The 15,273-nt window shown below is 67.4% G+C and carries 16 protein-coding genes; 5 read left to right on the forward strand and 11 right to left on the reverse strand.

The window, feature by feature from the left end; translation table 11 throughout:
• The 3 genes from Q0Z66_RS04935 to guaB all read right to left on the reverse strand — a co-directional run.
• Positions 1–305: SURF1 family cytochrome oxidase biogenesis protein (locus Q0Z66_RS04935; RefSeq protein ID WP_366938972.1), on the reverse strand; the 305-nt coding region annotated here is incomplete at its 3' end.
• A gap of 59 nt (positions 306–364) precedes the next feature.
• Positions 365–1,483 carry a GuaB3 family IMP dehydrogenase-related protein gene (locus Q0Z66_RS04940; RefSeq protein WP_298038538.1) on the reverse strand — a complete coding sequence of 373 codons (1,119 nt, stop codon included), beginning with the start codon at positions 1,481–1,483 and terminating at the stop codon, positions 365–367.
• 147 nt (positions 1,484–1,630) lie between these two features.
• Positions 1,631–3,133 (reverse strand): IMP dehydrogenase, encoded by a 1,503-nt coding sequence (guaB, locus tag Q0Z66_RS04945; RefSeq protein WP_298038454.1) that lies wholly within the window; start codon positions 3,131–3,133, stop codon positions 1,631–1,633.
• 202 nt (positions 3,134–3,335) lie between these two features.
• Here guaB and Q0Z66_RS04950 point away from each other — a divergent pair, with 202 nt between their 5' ends.
• Genes Q0Z66_RS04950 through Q0Z66_RS04965 form a run of 4 tightly spaced genes read left to right on the forward strand, consistent with a single transcriptional unit; the run spans position 3,336 to position 7,327 of the window.
• Positions 3,336–4,655: a branched-chain amino acid ABC transporter permease gene (locus Q0Z66_RS04950; protein WP_298038457.1), complete on the forward strand. Its 1,320-nt coding sequence runs from the start codon at positions 3,336–3,338 to the stop codon at positions 4,653–4,655.
• 2 nt (positions 4,656–4,657) lie between these two features.
• Positions 4,658–5,635 (forward strand): branched-chain amino acid ABC transporter permease, encoded by a 978-nt coding sequence (locus Q0Z66_RS04955; RefSeq protein WP_298038459.1) that lies wholly within the window; start codon positions 4,658–4,660, stop codon positions 5,633–5,635.
• Positions 5,625–6,596, forward strand: coding sequence for an ABC transporter ATP-binding protein (locus Q0Z66_RS04960; RefSeq protein ID WP_298038461.1), 972 nt, complete (start codon positions 5,625–5,627; stop codon positions 6,594–6,596). Before Q0Z66_RS04955 ends, Q0Z66_RS04960 begins: the two co-directional genes overlap by 11 nt.
• Positions 6,593–7,327 (forward strand): ABC transporter ATP-binding protein, encoded by a 735-nt coding sequence (locus Q0Z66_RS04965; protein WP_298038463.1) that lies wholly within the window; start codon positions 6,593–6,595, stop codon positions 7,325–7,327. Before Q0Z66_RS04960 ends, Q0Z66_RS04965 begins: the two co-directional genes overlap by 4 nt.
• A 124-nt stretch (positions 7,328–7,451) precedes the next feature.
• Here Q0Z66_RS04965 and Q0Z66_RS04970 read toward each other — a convergent pair whose 3' ends face one another.
• The 3 genes from Q0Z66_RS04970 to groES all read right to left on the reverse strand — a co-directional run bounded on the left by Q0Z66_RS04970 (position 7,452) and on the right by groES (position 10,173).
• Positions 7,452–8,717 carry an ABC transporter substrate-binding protein gene (locus Q0Z66_RS04970; protein ID WP_298038465.1) on the reverse strand — a complete coding sequence of 422 codons (1,266 nt, stop codon included), beginning with the start codon at positions 8,715–8,717 and terminating at the stop codon, positions 7,452–7,454.
• 134 nt (positions 8,718–8,851) lie between these two features.
• The gene (gene rarD / locus Q0Z66_RS04975; RefSeq protein ID WP_298038466.1) at positions 8,852–9,775 is read right to left on the reverse strand and encodes an EamA family transporter RarD; all 924 of its coding nucleotides are present in this window, start codon (positions 9,773–9,775) and stop codon (positions 8,852–8,854) included.
• Between the two features lie 101 nt (positions 9,776–9,876).
• The gene (groES, locus tag Q0Z66_RS04980; protein WP_298038467.1) at positions 9,877–10,173 is read right to left on the reverse strand and encodes a co-chaperone GroES; all 297 of its coding nucleotides are present in this window, start codon (positions 10,171–10,173) and stop codon (positions 9,877–9,879) included.
• A gap of 156 nt (positions 10,174–10,329) precedes the next feature.
• Here groES and Q0Z66_RS04985 point away from each other — a divergent pair, with 156 nt between their 5' ends.
• Entirely contained in the window at positions 10,330–11,532 is a 1,203-nt protein-coding gene (locus Q0Z66_RS04985) for an SAM-dependent methyltransferase (protein ID WP_298038469.1), read from the forward strand.
• A gap of 12 nt (positions 11,533–11,544) precedes the next feature.
• On the opposite strand, the gene Q0Z66_RS04990 is transcribed toward Q0Z66_RS04985, so the two are convergent.
• Genes Q0Z66_RS04990 through tsaB form a run of 5 tightly spaced genes read right to left on the reverse strand, consistent with a single transcriptional unit; the run spans position 11,545 to position 15,246 of the window.
• Positions 11,545–12,630 carry a hypothetical protein gene (locus Q0Z66_RS04990; RefSeq protein ID WP_298038470.1) on the reverse strand — a complete coding sequence of 362 codons (1,086 nt, stop codon included), beginning with the start codon at positions 12,628–12,630 and terminating at the stop codon, positions 11,545–11,547.
• A gap of 8 nt (positions 12,631–12,638) precedes the next feature.
• Positions 12,639–13,097: a hypothetical protein gene (locus Q0Z66_RS04995; protein ID WP_298038472.1), complete on the reverse strand. Its 459-nt coding sequence runs from the start codon at positions 13,095–13,097 to the stop codon at positions 12,639–12,641.
• A complete protein-coding gene (gene tsaD, locus Q0Z66_RS05000; protein WP_298038474.1) occupies positions 13,097–14,161 on the reverse strand; it encodes a tRNA (adenosine(37)-N6)-threonylcarbamoyltransferase complex transferase subunit TsaD in 1,065 nt (354 codons plus the stop codon). The genes Q0Z66_RS04995 and tsaD overlap by 1 nt, the downstream gene beginning before the upstream one ends.
• Positions 14,158–14,634, reverse strand: a complete 477-nt coding sequence (gene rimI, locus Q0Z66_RS05005; protein ID WP_298038477.1) for a ribosomal protein S18-alanine N-acetyltransferase — start codon at positions 14,632–14,634, stop codon at positions 14,158–14,160. Before rimI ends, tsaD begins: the two co-directional genes overlap by 4 nt.
• Positions 14,635–15,246, reverse strand: coding sequence for a tRNA (adenosine(37)-N6)-threonylcarbamoyltransferase complex dimerization subunit type 1 TsaB (gene tsaB / locus Q0Z66_RS05010; protein ID WP_298038479.1), 612 nt, complete (start codon positions 15,244–15,246; stop codon positions 14,635–14,637).
• Positions 15,247–15,273 lie beyond the last annotated feature (27 nt).

The raw sequence follows: 15,273 nt of genomic DNA on the forward strand, positions 1-15,273 counted from the left end.
TCCGCGACGCGCAGCTGGCCGGTCACCCAGTAACCCGCCTCGCCCTCGTTGTAACGGGCCGAGACCACCAGGAAGTCACCGCCGATCCACGTTCCCGCCGTCTCGACTCGTTGGCCGACATACGGCTCCGGAAGATACTCGCCCGGTTCGAGGACCTCGCCCAGCGGACGCACCTCCTCGGTGACGCCCACCGGTGCGGGATCGGTGTCGATCGCGCGCTCCAGCTGCCACCGTCCGAGGAACGCGAAGATCCCCGCGACGGCCAGGCATGCCAGCAGCACGGCGATCCACCGCCCGCGCAGCATGACCTCACGAAGGGTCGGCGCGAACTCCTGCGATGTCGTCACGATGGGCGATGCGTCGCTCAGGACTGCTGGTAGGGGGCAAGGACGACCTCGACGCGCTGGAACTCCTTGAGGTCGGAGTACCCGGTCGTGGCCATCGACTTGCGGAGCGCACCGATGAGGTTCGCCGTGCCGTCGGCGACCGGCGCCGGCCCGTAGAGGATCTCCTCCAGCGTGGCGATGCCGGGCGTCTCGACGCGGCGGCCGCGTGGAAGCTGCGGGTGGTGCGCCTCGGGGCCCCAGTGGAATCCGCGGCCCGGAGCATCCGTCGCGCGGGCGAGTGCGACTCCGAGCATGACGGCGTCCGCACCCATCGCGAGGGCCTTGACGATGTCGCCCGAGGTGCCCACGCCACCATCGGCGATCACGTGCACGTAGCGTCCGCCCGACTCGTCGAGGTAGTCACGGCGCGCGGCCGCGACATCGGAGACGGCCGTGGCCATCGGAGCGTGGATGCCGAGGGTCGCACGTGTCGTCGACGCCGCTCCCCCACCGAAGCCGACGAGCACGCCGGCCGCACCGGTGCGCATGAGGTGCAGCGCCGCGGTGTAGGTGGCCGCGCCGCCGACGATCACCGGCACGTCGAGGTCGTAGATGAACTTCTTCAGGTTCAGCGGCTCGGCGACGCTGGAGACGTGCTCGGCCGAGACGGTCGTGCCGCGGATGACGAACAGGTCGACGCCGGCAGCGGCGACCGTGTCGTAGAACTCCTGCGTGTGCTGCGGGGTGAGCGATCCGGCGACGGTCACGCCGGCCTCGCGGATCTCGGCCAGACGCGCGGTGATCAGCTCGGCCTTGATCGGCTCGGAGTACAGCTGCTGCATGCGCACAGTCGCCTTCTCAGCGGGCAGGCCCGCGATCTCGGCGAGCAGCGGTTCGGGGTTCTCGTATCGGGTCCACAGGCCCTCGAGGTCGAGAACGCCCAGGCCGCCGAGCTTTCCGAGCATGATGGCGGTGTGCGGGCTGACGACCGAGTCCATCGGAGCGGCGATGATCGGAGTGTCGAACGAGAAGGCGTCGATCGTCCACGCCGTCGACACGTCCTCGGGGTTCCGCGTCCGTCGGGACGGGACCACCGCGATGTCGTCGAACGTATATGCGCGGGTCGCGCGCTTGCCTCGGCCGATTTCGATGTCCATGCTCACCCCACAAGCCTACCCCGCCCGCTTCGGAGTCCTCCCCGCGGGGATCTCCCACGTATCGAGTCCCGTCTACGCATCGAGCTCCCGTCGTATCTGCGTGGATACGACGGGAGCTCGATGATAAAGCGGGGGCTCGCGGAAGAGTTACTTCTTGTAGTTCGGCGCCTCGACGACGATCTGAACGTCGTGCGGGTGCGATTCCTTGAGGCCTGCTGCCGTGATGCGCACGAACTTGCCACGTGTCTTCAGCTCTTCGATGGTGCGGGCACCGACGTAGAACATCGACTGGCGAAGCCCCCCGACGAGCTGGTACGCCACCGCGGAAACCGGACCGCGGTAGGGAACCTGGCCCTCGATGCCCTCGGGGATGAGCTTGTCATCGCTCGGCACATCGGCCTGGAAGTAGCGGTCCTTCGAGTAGGAGGTCTGCTTGCCGCGAGTCTGCATGGCGCCCAGCGATCCCATGCCGCGGTACTGCTTGAACTGCTTGCCCGACTGGAAGACGATCTCGCCCGGCGACTCGTCCGTGCCCGCCAGCAGCGAGCCCAGCATGACGGCATCCGCACCGGCGACCAGCGCCTTGGCGATGTCGCCCGAGTACTGCAGCCCGCCATCGGCGATCACCGGGATGCCCGCGGGACGCGCGGCGAGGGATGCCTCGTAAACAGCGGTCACCTGCGGGACGCCCACACCCGCGACGACGCGCGTCGTGCAGATGGAGCCCGGCCCCACACCGACCTTGACGGCGTCGACACCGGCGTCGACGAGCGCCTGCGCACCCTGACGCGTCGCGACGTTTCCGCCGATGATGTCGATGTGCTCGAAGGACTCATCGGCCTTGAGCCGCTTCACGAGATCGATGACGCCCTGGGACTGACCGTTCGCGGTGTCGACAACGAGCACGTCGACGCCGACGTCGCGCAGCGCCTCGGCGCGCTCCCAGGCGTCTCCGAAGAAGCCGATCGCCGCGCCCACGCGCAGGCGGCCCTGGTCGTCCTTGGTGGCGAGCGGGTACTTCTCGCTCTTGTCGAAGTCCTTGATCGTGATGAGCCCCGCGAGCTTGCCGTCCTCGTCGATCAGCGGCAGCTTCTCGACGCGGTGCTTCGCGAAGAGCGCGATGACCTCGCCGGCTGCGACCCCGACGGGCGCGGTGACGAGGTTCTCGCTCGTCATGACGTCCTTCACGAACGTGCTCTGGCGCTCGAAGCCCGACACGAAGCGCATGTCGCGGTTCGTGATGATCCCGACCAGACGACCTTCGTCATCGACGACGGGAAGTCCGGAGATGCGGTACTTCGCGCACAGATCGTCGACCTCTTCGACGGTCGCTGCGGGCGTCGTCGTGATCGGGTCTGTGATCATGCCCGACTCGCTGCGCTTGACGCGGTCGACGTGAGCCGCCTGGTCGGCGATCGAAAGATTGCGGTGCAGGATGCCGATGCCGCCTTCTCGCGCCATGGCGATCGCCATGCGCGACTCGGTGACGGTGTCCATCGCGCTCGAGAGCAGGGGCGTCGCGACCGAGATGCGGCGGGTGATCCGCGAGGACGTGTCCGCCTCGCTCGGGATCACATCGGTGTGTCCGGGAAGAAGAAGGACGTCGTCGTACGTGAGTCCGACGAAACCGAAGGGATCGTGCTGTTCCATGGATGATCCTCCTGCATGCGCGCGTGTGGTGTACCAAGTCTAAGTGCGGCGACGCCGGGAAAATTCCCGGAACGGTGCCGGCCACCGTTTGATAACAACCTGGCGGGATTGGGAAGCGGCACATTACGCTCATAGCGTCGTTCATCATCGTCGAGACGACCCGAGCCTTGGCGACCTTTCACGGGACGACTGGGGAGGTTTCGTGGAACTGCCGACCAGCCATGAGCGCCGAACGGCACCGTGGATCATCACGCTCGTGAGCGCCGTCCTGGCCGCTGTCATGCTGCTGCTGACAGCCCCGGCCGCTTTCGCCGATACCGACGACCCTCCCGCCGAGCAGGAGGTGACCGACTTCTTCTTCGCCGGGGTCATCCGTTTCGACGACGATCCGCTTCCCGGCGTCGTCGTCGCGATCGAGGGATCCGGTTTCGAGGCCGAGACGGCGACCGACGACGCCGGACGATGGACGCTCTACGTGCCGGAGAAGGCCGAGTACACGCTCACGGTCGACGAGTCCACCCTCCCCGATGGAGTCATCGTCGAAGGCGACTCCGCCTCGCAGGACGTGGAGTTCGGCCTCTCGAACCGCGTCGTCATCAATCTCTTCCTCGGCGAGGGCGTCCGCGAGACGACCTCCTTCCTCGACCAGTTCGTCGAGCGCCTGATCAACGGCATCAACTTCGGCCTCCTCCTCGCCCTCGCCGCGATCGGCGTCTCGCTGATCTTCGGCACCATGAACCTGACGAACTTCGCGCATGCCGAGATGGTCACTTTCGGCGCCGTCATGGCCGTCGTCTTCGGCGTCACCCTCGCGCTCCCCATGTGGCTGACGATCCCGCTCGTCGTCGTCTGCGGCGCGATCTTCGGCTATCTGATGGACGTCGGGCTCTGGAAACCTCTGCGAAAACGCGGAATGGGCATCATCCCGCTCATGATCGTCAGCATCGGCTTCTCCTTCGCCCTGCGCTACGTGTTCCTCTTCTTCTTCGGCGGCGGCACGGTGCAGCTGCCGAACGCCGGGGCGCCCAAGATCACCCTCTGGGGGCCGATCCGGCTCAGCATCATCGACATCATGTCGATGAGCATCAGCGTCGTCGTCCTCATCGCGGTCGCCCTCTGGCTGCTTCACACGCGAACAGGCAAGGCGACACGGGCCATCTCCGACAATCCCACCCTCGCCGCGGCATCCGGCATCAATGTCGACCGGGTCATCCGCATCGTCTGGGTCCTCGCCGCAGCGCTCGCCGCTCTCGGCGGCATCCTGTGGGCATACTTCCGACCGGGTGTGAGGTGGGACATGGGCGTGCACATCCTGCTGCTCATCTTCGCCGCCGTCTGCCTCGGCGGTCTCGGCACCGCCTTCGGCGCGCTGATCGGAGCGATCATCGTCGGCATCCTCGTCGAGGTCTCCACCCTGTGGCTGCCCTCCGACCTCAAATACGTCGGCGCACTCGCGATCCTGATCCTCGTGTTGCTGTTCCGGCCGCAGGGAATCCTCGGACGCAAAGAGAGGATCGGTTGATCATGGACTGGGGAGCGATCTTCAACAACACCGCCGCCTGGATGCTGAGTCCCACGACGATCGCCTATGCGATCGCCGCCACGGGCCTCGCCGTGCATTTCGGCTACGCGGGACTCCTGAACTTCGGCATGGCCGGGTTCATGGCCATCGGCGCCTACAGCTACGCCATCTCGATCCTCTCGTTCGGGCTGCCCTGGTGGGTGGGCATCATCGTCGGCATGGTGATGTCGACGCTGTTCGCCTTCATCCTCGGCATCCCGACGCTGCGCCTGCGCGCCGACTACCTCGCCATCGCGACGATCGCCGCGGCCGAGATCGTCCGGCTCCTCTTCACCTCGACGGCCTTCGAGAAGCACACGAATGCGGCCGATGGTCTGGGCGGCTACCACGCGGGTTTCCGCGCGGCGAACCCCTTCCCCGAGGGGAACTACGGATTCGGCCCATGGACGTTCAACGCGAACCAGCTCTGGGTCCGTGTCTTCGGGCTGCTGGTCCTCGCCGTATGCATCTACCTCGTCTGGGCGCTCATGCGCAGCCCCTGGGGCCGTGTACTCAAGGGCATCCGCGAAGACGAGGACGCCGTGCGATCCCTCGGCAAGAACGTGTTCGCCTACAAGATGCAGGCGCTCGTGATCGGCGGGATCATGGGCGGCCTCGGCGGCGCCGTGTTCGCCCTGCCATCCGCCGTGGTGCCGGCCAGCTACACGACCTCGTTGACGTTCTTCCTCTGGACCATCCTCCTCCTCGGCGGTGCCGCCACCGTCTTCGGACCGGCTCTGGGCGCCGTGATCTTCTGGGTCATCATGGCCTTCCTCGAAGGAGTCCTGCCCAGCCTGGCGGCCCAGGGCATCCTGCCCATGTCGGCGATCCAGGCGGGCACCCTCCGCTTCGTGATCGTCGGAATCGCGCTCATGCTGCTGGTGATCTTCCGGCCGCAGGGGCTCCTCGGAAACAAGAGGGAGCTGACCTTTGTCAAATAACGCCGCACCCACGAACGGGCGAACCAAGAGCACCGGCCTGCACACCGGCGACGCCGTCCCCGGGTGCAAAAAGGTCGACCCGATCCTCGTCGCCGACCACGTCACCCGCCGCTTCGGCGGCCTCACCGCGGTCGACGTCGACCACCTCGAGATCCCCCGGAACGCCATCACCGCCCTCATCGGCCCGAACGGCGCCGGCAAGACCACCCTGTTCAACCTGCTCTGCGGATTCGACAAGCCGAACACCGGCACGTGGAGCTTCGACGGGCACCAGCTCTCGGGCATCCCGTCCTTCAAGGTGGCCCGTATGGGGCAGGTGCGCACCTTCCAGCTCACCAAGGCGCTCTCCCTCCTCACCGTGCTCGAGAACATGAAACTCGGCGCACCGGACCAGAAGGGCGAGAGCATCCTGCCCAGCCTCATCCCCGCGATCTGGCGCAAGCAGGACACCGAGCTCGAGACGAAGGCCATGGACCTCCTGGCCCGCTTCAAACTCGATACCAAGGCACAGGACTACGCCGCGAGCCTGTCCGGCGGGCAGCGCAAGCTGCTCGAGATGGCGCGCGCCCTCATGCGCGACCCCAGTCTCGTCATGCTCGACGAGCCCATGGCCGGCGTGAACCCGGCCCTCACCCAATCCCTGCTCGAGCACATCCTCGATCTGAAGGACCTCGGCATGACCGTGCTCTTCGTCGAGCACGACATGAACATGGTCCGCCACATCGCCGACTGGGTCGTCGTCATGGCCGAAGGCCGCGTCGTCGCCGAGGGGCCACCCGAGAGCGTCATGCAGGACCGGGCCGTCATCGACGCCTACCTGGGCAGCCACCAGGACGTCGACCTCGGCGTGGTGACAGGCCGGTACACGGGCGAGCTCGACGAGTCCGCCGAGGAGATGCTCGAAGAGATCCGCGAAGAGCAGGAGGCCGCGATCCACGCCGCAGAGGAGGACAAGCGATGAGCACGACGCAGACGCCCGTCGTCGAGGTGAAGAACCTCACAGCGGGATACCTCCCCGGTGTGAACATCCTCACCGACACCAACCTCGTCGCAGCCCGGGGCGAACTGATCGGAATCATCGGCCCCAATGGCGCCGGAAAATCCACCCTGCTGAAAGCGATCTTCGGACAGGTCAAGGTACGCGGCGGAGACATCCTCGTCGATGGCGAGAGCATCGTCGGCCTCAAGGCGAACGAGCTCGTCCAGCGCGGCGTCGGCTTCGTGCCCCAGACCAACAACGTGTTCCCCTCGTTGACGATCGAGGAGAACCTGCAGATGGGCATCATCCAGCGCCCGAAGGCCTACAAAGAGAGGCTCGAGTTCGTCACCGGCATCTTCGCGGAGCTCGGCGGACGTCTCAAGCAGCGAGCCGGATCGCTGTCGGGCGGTGAACGGCAGATGGTCGCCATGTCGCGGGCGCTCATGATGGACCCATCGGTGCTGCTGCTCGACGAGCCCTCCGCCGGGCTCTCCCCCGTGCGGCAGGACGATGCCTTCATCCGGGTCTCCGACATCAACAAGGCCGGCGTCACCACCATCATGGTCGAGCAGAACGCACGCCGCTGCCTGCAGATCTGCGACCGCGGATACGTGCTCGACCAGGGGCACGACGCGCACACCGGCACCGGACGCGAATTGCTGAACGACCCGAAGGTGATCGGGCTCTACCTCGGGACGCTCGGCGAGGACTGACGCCGCGCGCACGGCGCGGGGTGGATTTCACGGCTCACGACCCGATTGGAGCCGTATTTTCCATCCCACGCCCGGGCGCAGAGAAGGGGCCGGATGCCGCAGCGCCCGGCCCCTTCCTGACAGATCAGTTGATACGGGTGTGGGTGTTGTCGGCGCCGTACTGGAAGACGCCGATCGTGGCTTCCGTCGGGTCGCCGTTGTCGTCGAAGGTGATGGCTCCGGAGTAGCCGTCGTAGTCGGCGGTGCCTCCGTCGAGGATGATCTGCGCGCAGGCCTCGAACGACTCGCACTTCTCACCGTCGCCCGAGCCCCCGGAGACCTCCTGCAGGAAGCCGGCGATGTCGGCGGCATCCGTCGAATTGGCGGCGAGCGAAGCGAGCGCGAGCAGCACGACCGCATCGTACGATTCTGCGCCGTAGTTGAAGTCGACGAGCTCTTCCCCGGCCTGCTCCTGCCACTGGTCGATCAGACGCTGCTGGAAGTCGTCGGCGAGCACGGGGCCCGGCTGGGTTCCCTTGCTGCCCTCGATCGACCCCGGCATGTCGGCGCCCCACTGCTGGGTGTTGCCGTCGACGAGGTAGAACTTGCTGCCGTCGAAGCCGTTCGACATGAACGCCGGGATGATCGTCGAGGTCTCCTCGAAGCCGATCACGGCGACCGCGTCGGGGCTCTGCGCGAGGATCGAGCTGATCTGCGCATCGAACGACGTGTCGTTGGCGTTGTAGGCCTCGGATGCCACGACCGTTCCGCCACCGGCCTCGAAGTTCTCCGTCAGCGATGCTTCCAGCCCGGAGCCGTAGGCATCGTTGAGATAGATGATGCCGAGGTTGGCGTGCCCGTCGAGACCGATCTCCGTGGCGAGGACCTCACCCTGCAACAGGTCGCTGGGGGCGGTGCGCCAATAGAGGTCGTTGTCATCCCAGGTGGTGAAGTCCGGCGAGGTGTTCGCCGGCGAGAAGGTGATCACGCCCGCGCTGATGGCCTGGTCGAGGAACAGCTTCGTCACACCCGACGAGGCCGCGCCGATCAGCGCCGAGACGCCGGAGTCGAGCAGACGCGGAACCGTCGTCTCGAACGCCTTGTTGTCGGCATCGCCGGAGTCACCGTACTGGACGTCGACCGTGATGCCGAGCCCTGCCGCGTTGATCTCGGCGGCAGCGAGGCCGACACCGGCCTCTTCCGGCGGGCCGAGGTAGGCGAGCTGCCCGGTCTGGGGAAGGACGGTGCCGATGCTGAGCGTGAGGTCCTCACGATCAGTGGGAGTGGATGGGTCGGCCGAATCATCGGTTCCGGTGCCCCCACCGCACCCGGTCAGAACGATAGCGCCCGCACTGACCAGGGCCATACCGCCGAGGAATTTTCGTGCGCGCGTACTGGTGAAGAGACTCATGCTGCTCCCTTGCTAGATCATGATTCCCGAACGACTCGGGCGCCGTCCGTGAAACAACGGTAGCGGCGAACCCTGTCGCGTTGTGTTGCGATGCGTTAACGGTCTGATCGGGCTTTTCGCCGGGATGCCGGGGCTCAGACGATCGCGGCGGGGCGGCTGCGGCGCCCTCGGCGCGCGGCGAGGACCAGATCGATGACGAAGACGATGACGGCGCACCAGACGATCGCGAATCCGATCCAGCGTTCCAGCGGCATGGGCTCCTCGAGGATCAGCACTCCGGTGAGGAACTGCATGATCGGCGTCATGAACTGGATCATTCCGATCAGGGTGAGGTCGATGCGCCGGGCGCCGGCGGCGAAGAGGAGCAGGGGCACCGCCGTGGCGACGCCCGTGAAGAGCATGAGCACCGTGTGCCCGATGCCGAATGATCCGAAGGTGATCCCGCTGCTCTGGGCGACGATGATGAGTTGCACGATCGCGATGGGCAGGAGCCAGAAGGACTCGAGGGTGAGTCCGCTGACCGCGTCGACGGCGGCGCCGATGCGCTTCTTGATGAGCCCGTAGACACCGAAGGACGCTGCCAGGGACAGCGCGATCCAGGGGAACGAGCCGTATCCGATGATGATCACCACGACGGCGAGCGCGGCGATGCCGATGGCGACCCATTGCAGACGGCGGATGCGCTCATGCAGCACGATAACGCCCAGCAGGACCGTGAAGATGGGGTTGATGAAGTATCCCAGCGAGGTCTCGACGACGTGGCCGGTGAGGGTCCCGATGAGGAATACCTGCCAGTTGATGTAGATGAGCAGGCCCGCCAGGGCGGTCAATCCGAGAAGTCGCGGCTGCCGGATGATCGCGATGATGCGCCGCCATCCGCGCAGGACGGTGAGCAGCACGAGGCAGAAGACGAGGGAGAAGATCACACGGGCGGCGACGATCTCCCAGGGGCCTGCGGGCACGAGCAGCAGGAAGTACAGCGGGAGGAACCCCCACAGCAGGTAGGCCCCGACCGAGTAGGCGATACCGGCGGGTTGCTCGGCGCGTTGGCGGGTCACGAGGTTCACCCTATGCCCGGGGATGCGAGAAGGCCCGGATGCCGTGGCATCCGGGCCTTCTCCGATCGGCATTCGAGCCGATCAAGATCTGCTGAAAGCGATCAGCGAACGACGACGGCGAGGACGTCGCGAGCCGAGAGCACCAGGTACTCTTCAGCGCCGAACTTCACCTCGGTGCCGCCGTACTTGCTGTACAGGACGCGGTCGCCGACGGCGACGTCGAGCGGAACGCGGTTGCCGTTGTCGTCGATGCGGCCGGGGCCGACGGCCACGACCTGGCCCTCCTGGGGCTTCTCCTTGGCAGTGTCAGGGATGACCAGGCCACTCGCGGTGGTCTGCTCGGCCTCGACCTGCTGGATGACGATGCGGTCCTCGAGCGGCTTGATGGAAACCGACACGGTCTACCTCTTCTTTCTTTACGCTGACACGAAAGATTCGTTCGCACTCTCAACCCGAGAGTGCTAATCACAAGTGTATGGGGTCGGCTGGCACTCATGCAATGCGAGTGCCAATTCCGACGGGCGGCCTCCGACGGGCCAATCTAAGCTGGTCGGATGGAGATGTCCGAGCTCACCGCGCTGCTCACCCCCGATGGTCTCCGACTCCTCGACGGAGTCGGCCCGCTCGCCTCGACCGGTGACGTCGCCCAGGCCGTCTCGAAGCTGCGCGCCGCGGGCCATTCACCCGATCTCGTCTCGGCCGTCGTCGGCCAGGCGCATCTGCGGGTTCGCGGCGCCGCCAAGTTCGGAGATTTCGCCGAGCGGATGCTGTTCACCCGGGCCGGCTACGAGCAGGCGACCCGTCTCGGCGTCGCCGCCCGCCATGCGGGCCGCATGCGCCGCGCGGGCATCGAGCGCGTGGCCGATCTCGGCTGCGGCATCGGCGGCGACTCGCTGGCCTTCGCAGGCGCGGGTCTGCGGGTGGATGCTGTCGATGCCGATGAAGTGACCGCGGCGATCGCCGCTTACAACCTCGCCCCCTTCGGCGCGGATGCGGCGGTGCACCATGGCACGGCGGAGGAGTTCGCCGAGCGGTTCGCCGCAGACGAGCAGCGCACCGCCATCTGGTTGGATCCGGCCCGTCGGACGGCCGGTCACAGCGAGACGCGGCGGGTCGCGGCATCCGACTACTCCCCCTCTCTCGATTGGGCCTTCGAGCTGGCGACACGCATGCCGGTGGGCATCAAGCTCGGCCCGGCGCTGGATCGTGATCTCATCCCCGATGACGTCGAGGCGCAGTGGGTCAGCGTCGACGGCAGCGTCGTCGAGCTCGTGCTCTGGTCGGGGCTCCTCGCCCGCGAGGGCGTGCGCCGCGCGGCGCTGGTGATCCGGGGCGACGAGTCGCACGAGCTCACCGCGGCGGACGATGCCGCCGATGCCGAGGTGCGTGATCTCGGCCCCTTCCTCCACGAACCCGATGGCTCGATCATCCGCGCCCGTCTGATCGGCGATGTCGCCCGGAGCCTGGACGCCGGGATGCTGGATGAGAAGATCGCCTATCTCACCGGTGATGCTGCGGTGACGAGCCCGTTCGTGCAGACGTTCCGGGTGCGCGAGGTGATGGCCGCGAATCCGAAGGCGATCAACGCTGTGCTGCGCACCCACGGCATCGGAAGGCTCGAGATCAAGAAGCGCGGCATGGACATCGATCCGGCGCAGTTCCGCAAGAAGCTGAACCTCTCCGGCCCGGAGTCCGCGACGCTGATCCTGACGCGCGTGGGCGACAAGCGCCTGGCGATCCTCGCCGACCGGGTCTGAGATCTTCGTCGATCAGCCGGCGATCTCGGCGGTCGTCTCGTCGATGGGCGTGCTCTCGTCGGGGTCGAGGAAATACTCCGTCGCGTCCTGCACGCGGGTGATCGTCAGCACCGGGTTACCGGTCGAATAGCGGCTGACGGTGTATTCGGTGCGCACGCCGTTCACGGTCTGCTCGAGCACGATGTCGCCGCCGTCCTCCATGTCGCTGCACGCCTGGAAGGCGCCGTCGTCGCCGTCGGCCATCACGCAATAGCCCAGGTTCCCCCAGGCGGCCCAGACCGGGGAGTCTCCGTCGTAGCCGATCAGCTGCAGCTCCTGCGGGTCAAGGTCGAATGCTGCGGAGATCGTGATGGCGCTGGCGACCTCGTCGTCGGTGAACTGGTCCGTCCAGTCATAGGTCTGCGTGTCCCATTTCTGAAAGAGAGCCACCCGTTCACCGCCGAGGCCCGGCGCCATCCAGAAGGCGACGTTGAGCTCCGCGCCGTCCTCGGAAGGGACGAAGACGGAGCCGCCGAGGTACCCCTGGCCGTCGATATCATCGATCTCGTCGGCGTGCAGGCACTGCTCCGTCACCCGGTCGCCGGCCGTCGCGATCGCGCACTCGAGCGCCCCGTCGTCCGCCGTCGCGAGCCACCCGACCGCGCCGTACTGGGCCCCCACCGCGACGACCGAGCCGGGGTCATAATCGCCGCTCGCCTCGAGCTCGGCACGGGTCTCGGCGTTCTCGAGGTTCAGCAGGAATCCCGCTGTGTCCCATCCGAAGGCCAGCCAGCCCAGAGCGAATCCGGCGAGCAGCCCGATCCCGGCGAGCACGGGCCCACGGGCGAAGAGCGGACGGTGAGGCGCCGCAAGGGTGACGGATGCGCCGAAGGCGGAATCCTCCGAGGGCTCAGCAGCCTCAGCATCCGCAGGCGTCTCGACCGGCGCAACGACCATGACCTCCTCCGAGGCCGGAACGGGCTCAAGAACCGGAGGCATCGGCACCGAGCGCCCCATGAGCTCATCCAGCCGCGCACGGTCGGCGTCGGTCGCCGTGCCATCGCGGCCGAATACTCTCGCCTGCAGCGTCCTCAGCTCTGCGGACTCGTCCGTGCTCACCCGAGCACCTACCCGAGCTTCTCGTACTGTTGCGCGGCCCACAGCAACCAGCCGAGGCTGAAGATCGTCGCCGCGATGCCGAGCACCAGCGCCCAGAGCGCGATCGAGCGCGATTCGACGGCCCGGCGCAGCGACATGATCGCCGCGACGACCGCGACGACGGCGAGCGGGATGCCCCAGCCGACGAACCAGGAGGCGATCAGCGCGACGATCGCCGCGACGAGGGCCCAGGGCGCCAGACGCGTGTTGTCCTCCGCGATGAGCAGATCGTTCGGCGCCCACTGCACGGTGGGCTGCCCGGCGGTGTCATCGGGGCCCGTCGCGATGACGGGCTCGACGCCGACCGGTCCGGTCGGCAGCTGCGTGTATCCGGTCCGCGGCGCCCCGGGCACACGCGTCGTGCCGGGCACCGCCTCGACCTCGGGGGCGGCCCCCTCGATCTTCCGCGCTTCGGACGGCTCGCTCATCAGTCCGGCCTTTCGGCGACCTGGATCTCGGTGACGGGCAACGTGGAATCGGCGCCGAAGGCGAGCGTCGACGGACGCCGACCGGAGGCGATGAGGTCAGCGGCGAGCGCGGCGATCATGGCCCCATTATCGGTGCACAGCGACAGCGGAGGAATCCGCACCGTCACGCCGGCGGCTGCGGCACGTTCGATCGCGACCTCCCGCAGACGCTTGTTCGCGATGACGCCGCCGCCGAGCAGCAGACGCGGAACGCCGCGCTCCGCACAGGCATCGAGCGCCTTGGTCACGAGCACATCGACGACCGCTTCGCGGAAGCTCGCGGCGACATCGGCGACCGGGACCTCTCGCCCCTCGGCCTCGCAGCGCTCCACCCAGCGGGCGACAGCGGTCTTGAGACCGGAGAACGAGAAGTCGTAGCGGTGCTTGGCCATATCGGAGGCCTTCGACAGGCCCCGCGGGAAACGGATCGCCTTCGGGTCGCCGTCGAGCGCAGCCCTGTCGATCTGCGGGCCGCCCGGATACGGCAGCGACAGGAGTCGTGCGACCTTGTCGAACGCCTCCCCCGCAGCGTCGTCGATCGTCTCGCCGAGCAGCTCGACATCCGTCGTCAAGTCGCGCACGTGCAGGAGAGAGGTGTGCCCGCCCGAGACGAGCAGCGCGATCGTCGGGTATTCGAGAGGCTCGGAGTCGGGGGTGACGATATCGGCGGCGATGTGGCCCACGAGGTGGTTGACGGCGTACAGCGGCTTGCCGAGAGAGACGGCCAGCCCCTTCGCCGCGCCGACGCCGACCATGAGGGCACCGGCCAGCCCCGGGCCGCTCGTCACGGCGATCGCATCGAGTTCATCGAGAGTGACGGATGCTTCGGCGAGCGCCGCCCGGATCGACGGTTGCAGCGCCTCGAGGTGGGCGCGCGCGGCGACTTCGGGGACGACCCCGCCGTAACGGGCGTGCTCGTCCATGCTCGAGGCGATCGTGTTCGACAGCAGCGTGCGCCCCCGGACGATGCCGATGCCCGTCTCGTCGCAGCTCGTCTCGATGCCGAGAACCAGCGGTTCGCTCATGCCTTCTCCTCCTGCGCCCGCGCCCATCCGCGCAGGTCGAGCTTCATGATCACAGCATCCACGTCATCGGGCTGGTAGTACCGCGGGCGACGGCCGATCTCCTCGAAGCCCTCCGAGGCGTACAGCGCCTCCGCCCCGGGGTTGTCGGCGCGAACCTCGAGGAATACCTCACGGGAACGGCGCTCGACGGCCTCCGCCAGCAGCGTGCGCAGAAGGGCCCGCCCGCGTCCCTCGCCGCGACGCGAGGCCGTGAGAGCGATGGTCTGGACATCGGCATCCGCACTGCCGCGGATCGCCCGCAGCCCCGCATAGCCGATGATCTCACCGGCATCCTCGTCCACGACGTAGTGGCTGTAATTCGTGACGAGCTCGGCCGCCATCGACTCGGCGCTCCAGGCGTCGGTCGGGAAGGAAGCGCGCTCGATCGCCATGATGGCGTCGAGATCATCTCCGGTCGCGGTGCGGATCGTCATTCAGCTCACGCGCTTCGGTGCGCCGGGAACCGTCACATCGGGCTGCCGCAGGTAGAGCGGTTCGGCGTCGGCGAGCTGACGCCCCGCGGCGACGGCGCGAGCGCCGACCCGGGCGAGGGCGGCCCCGTCGAGAGTGGCGACCTCGATCGCGTGGATCCCCGCGAGCTTCTCCTCGGACTCCGAGCGCGGCACGAGCACCGTGCGCTCGACGAGGTTCGGGATGCCGTCGGCATCCAGGCCATCGAAGATGCTGATCGCGACCTCACGACGGCGCGCATCCGTCACGATCGCGAACCGGGTCTCGGGCGCCTCGTTCTGGATGATCGCCAGAGCGGCACCGAAGTGGCTCGGCACCGCGACAACCGGCAGCCCGCGGCCGACAGCGAACGCGCGCGCTGTGGCGATGCCGATCCGCAGACCCGTGAACGGGCCCGGCCCCATACCGGCGACGACATGTGTGATGGCATCCGCGCCCACGACCTGTTCGAGCAGCGTGCCGATGACCTCGGCGTGGCCCAGAGCGTTCGGGCTCTCAGCCAGAGCTTGCACCGCCCCATCGGCTTCGATCAGCGCGACGGCGGTTCCCAGCGAGGTGTCGACGGCAAGAATCACCTCTCCAGGGTAGTCGCCCAGAAGACC

The sequence above is a fragment of the uncultured Microbacterium sp. genome (assembly GCF_947632095.1).
In the GTDB taxonomy this organism is placed as follows: Bacteria; Actinomycetota; Actinomycetes; order Actinomycetales; family Microbacteriaceae; genus Microbacterium.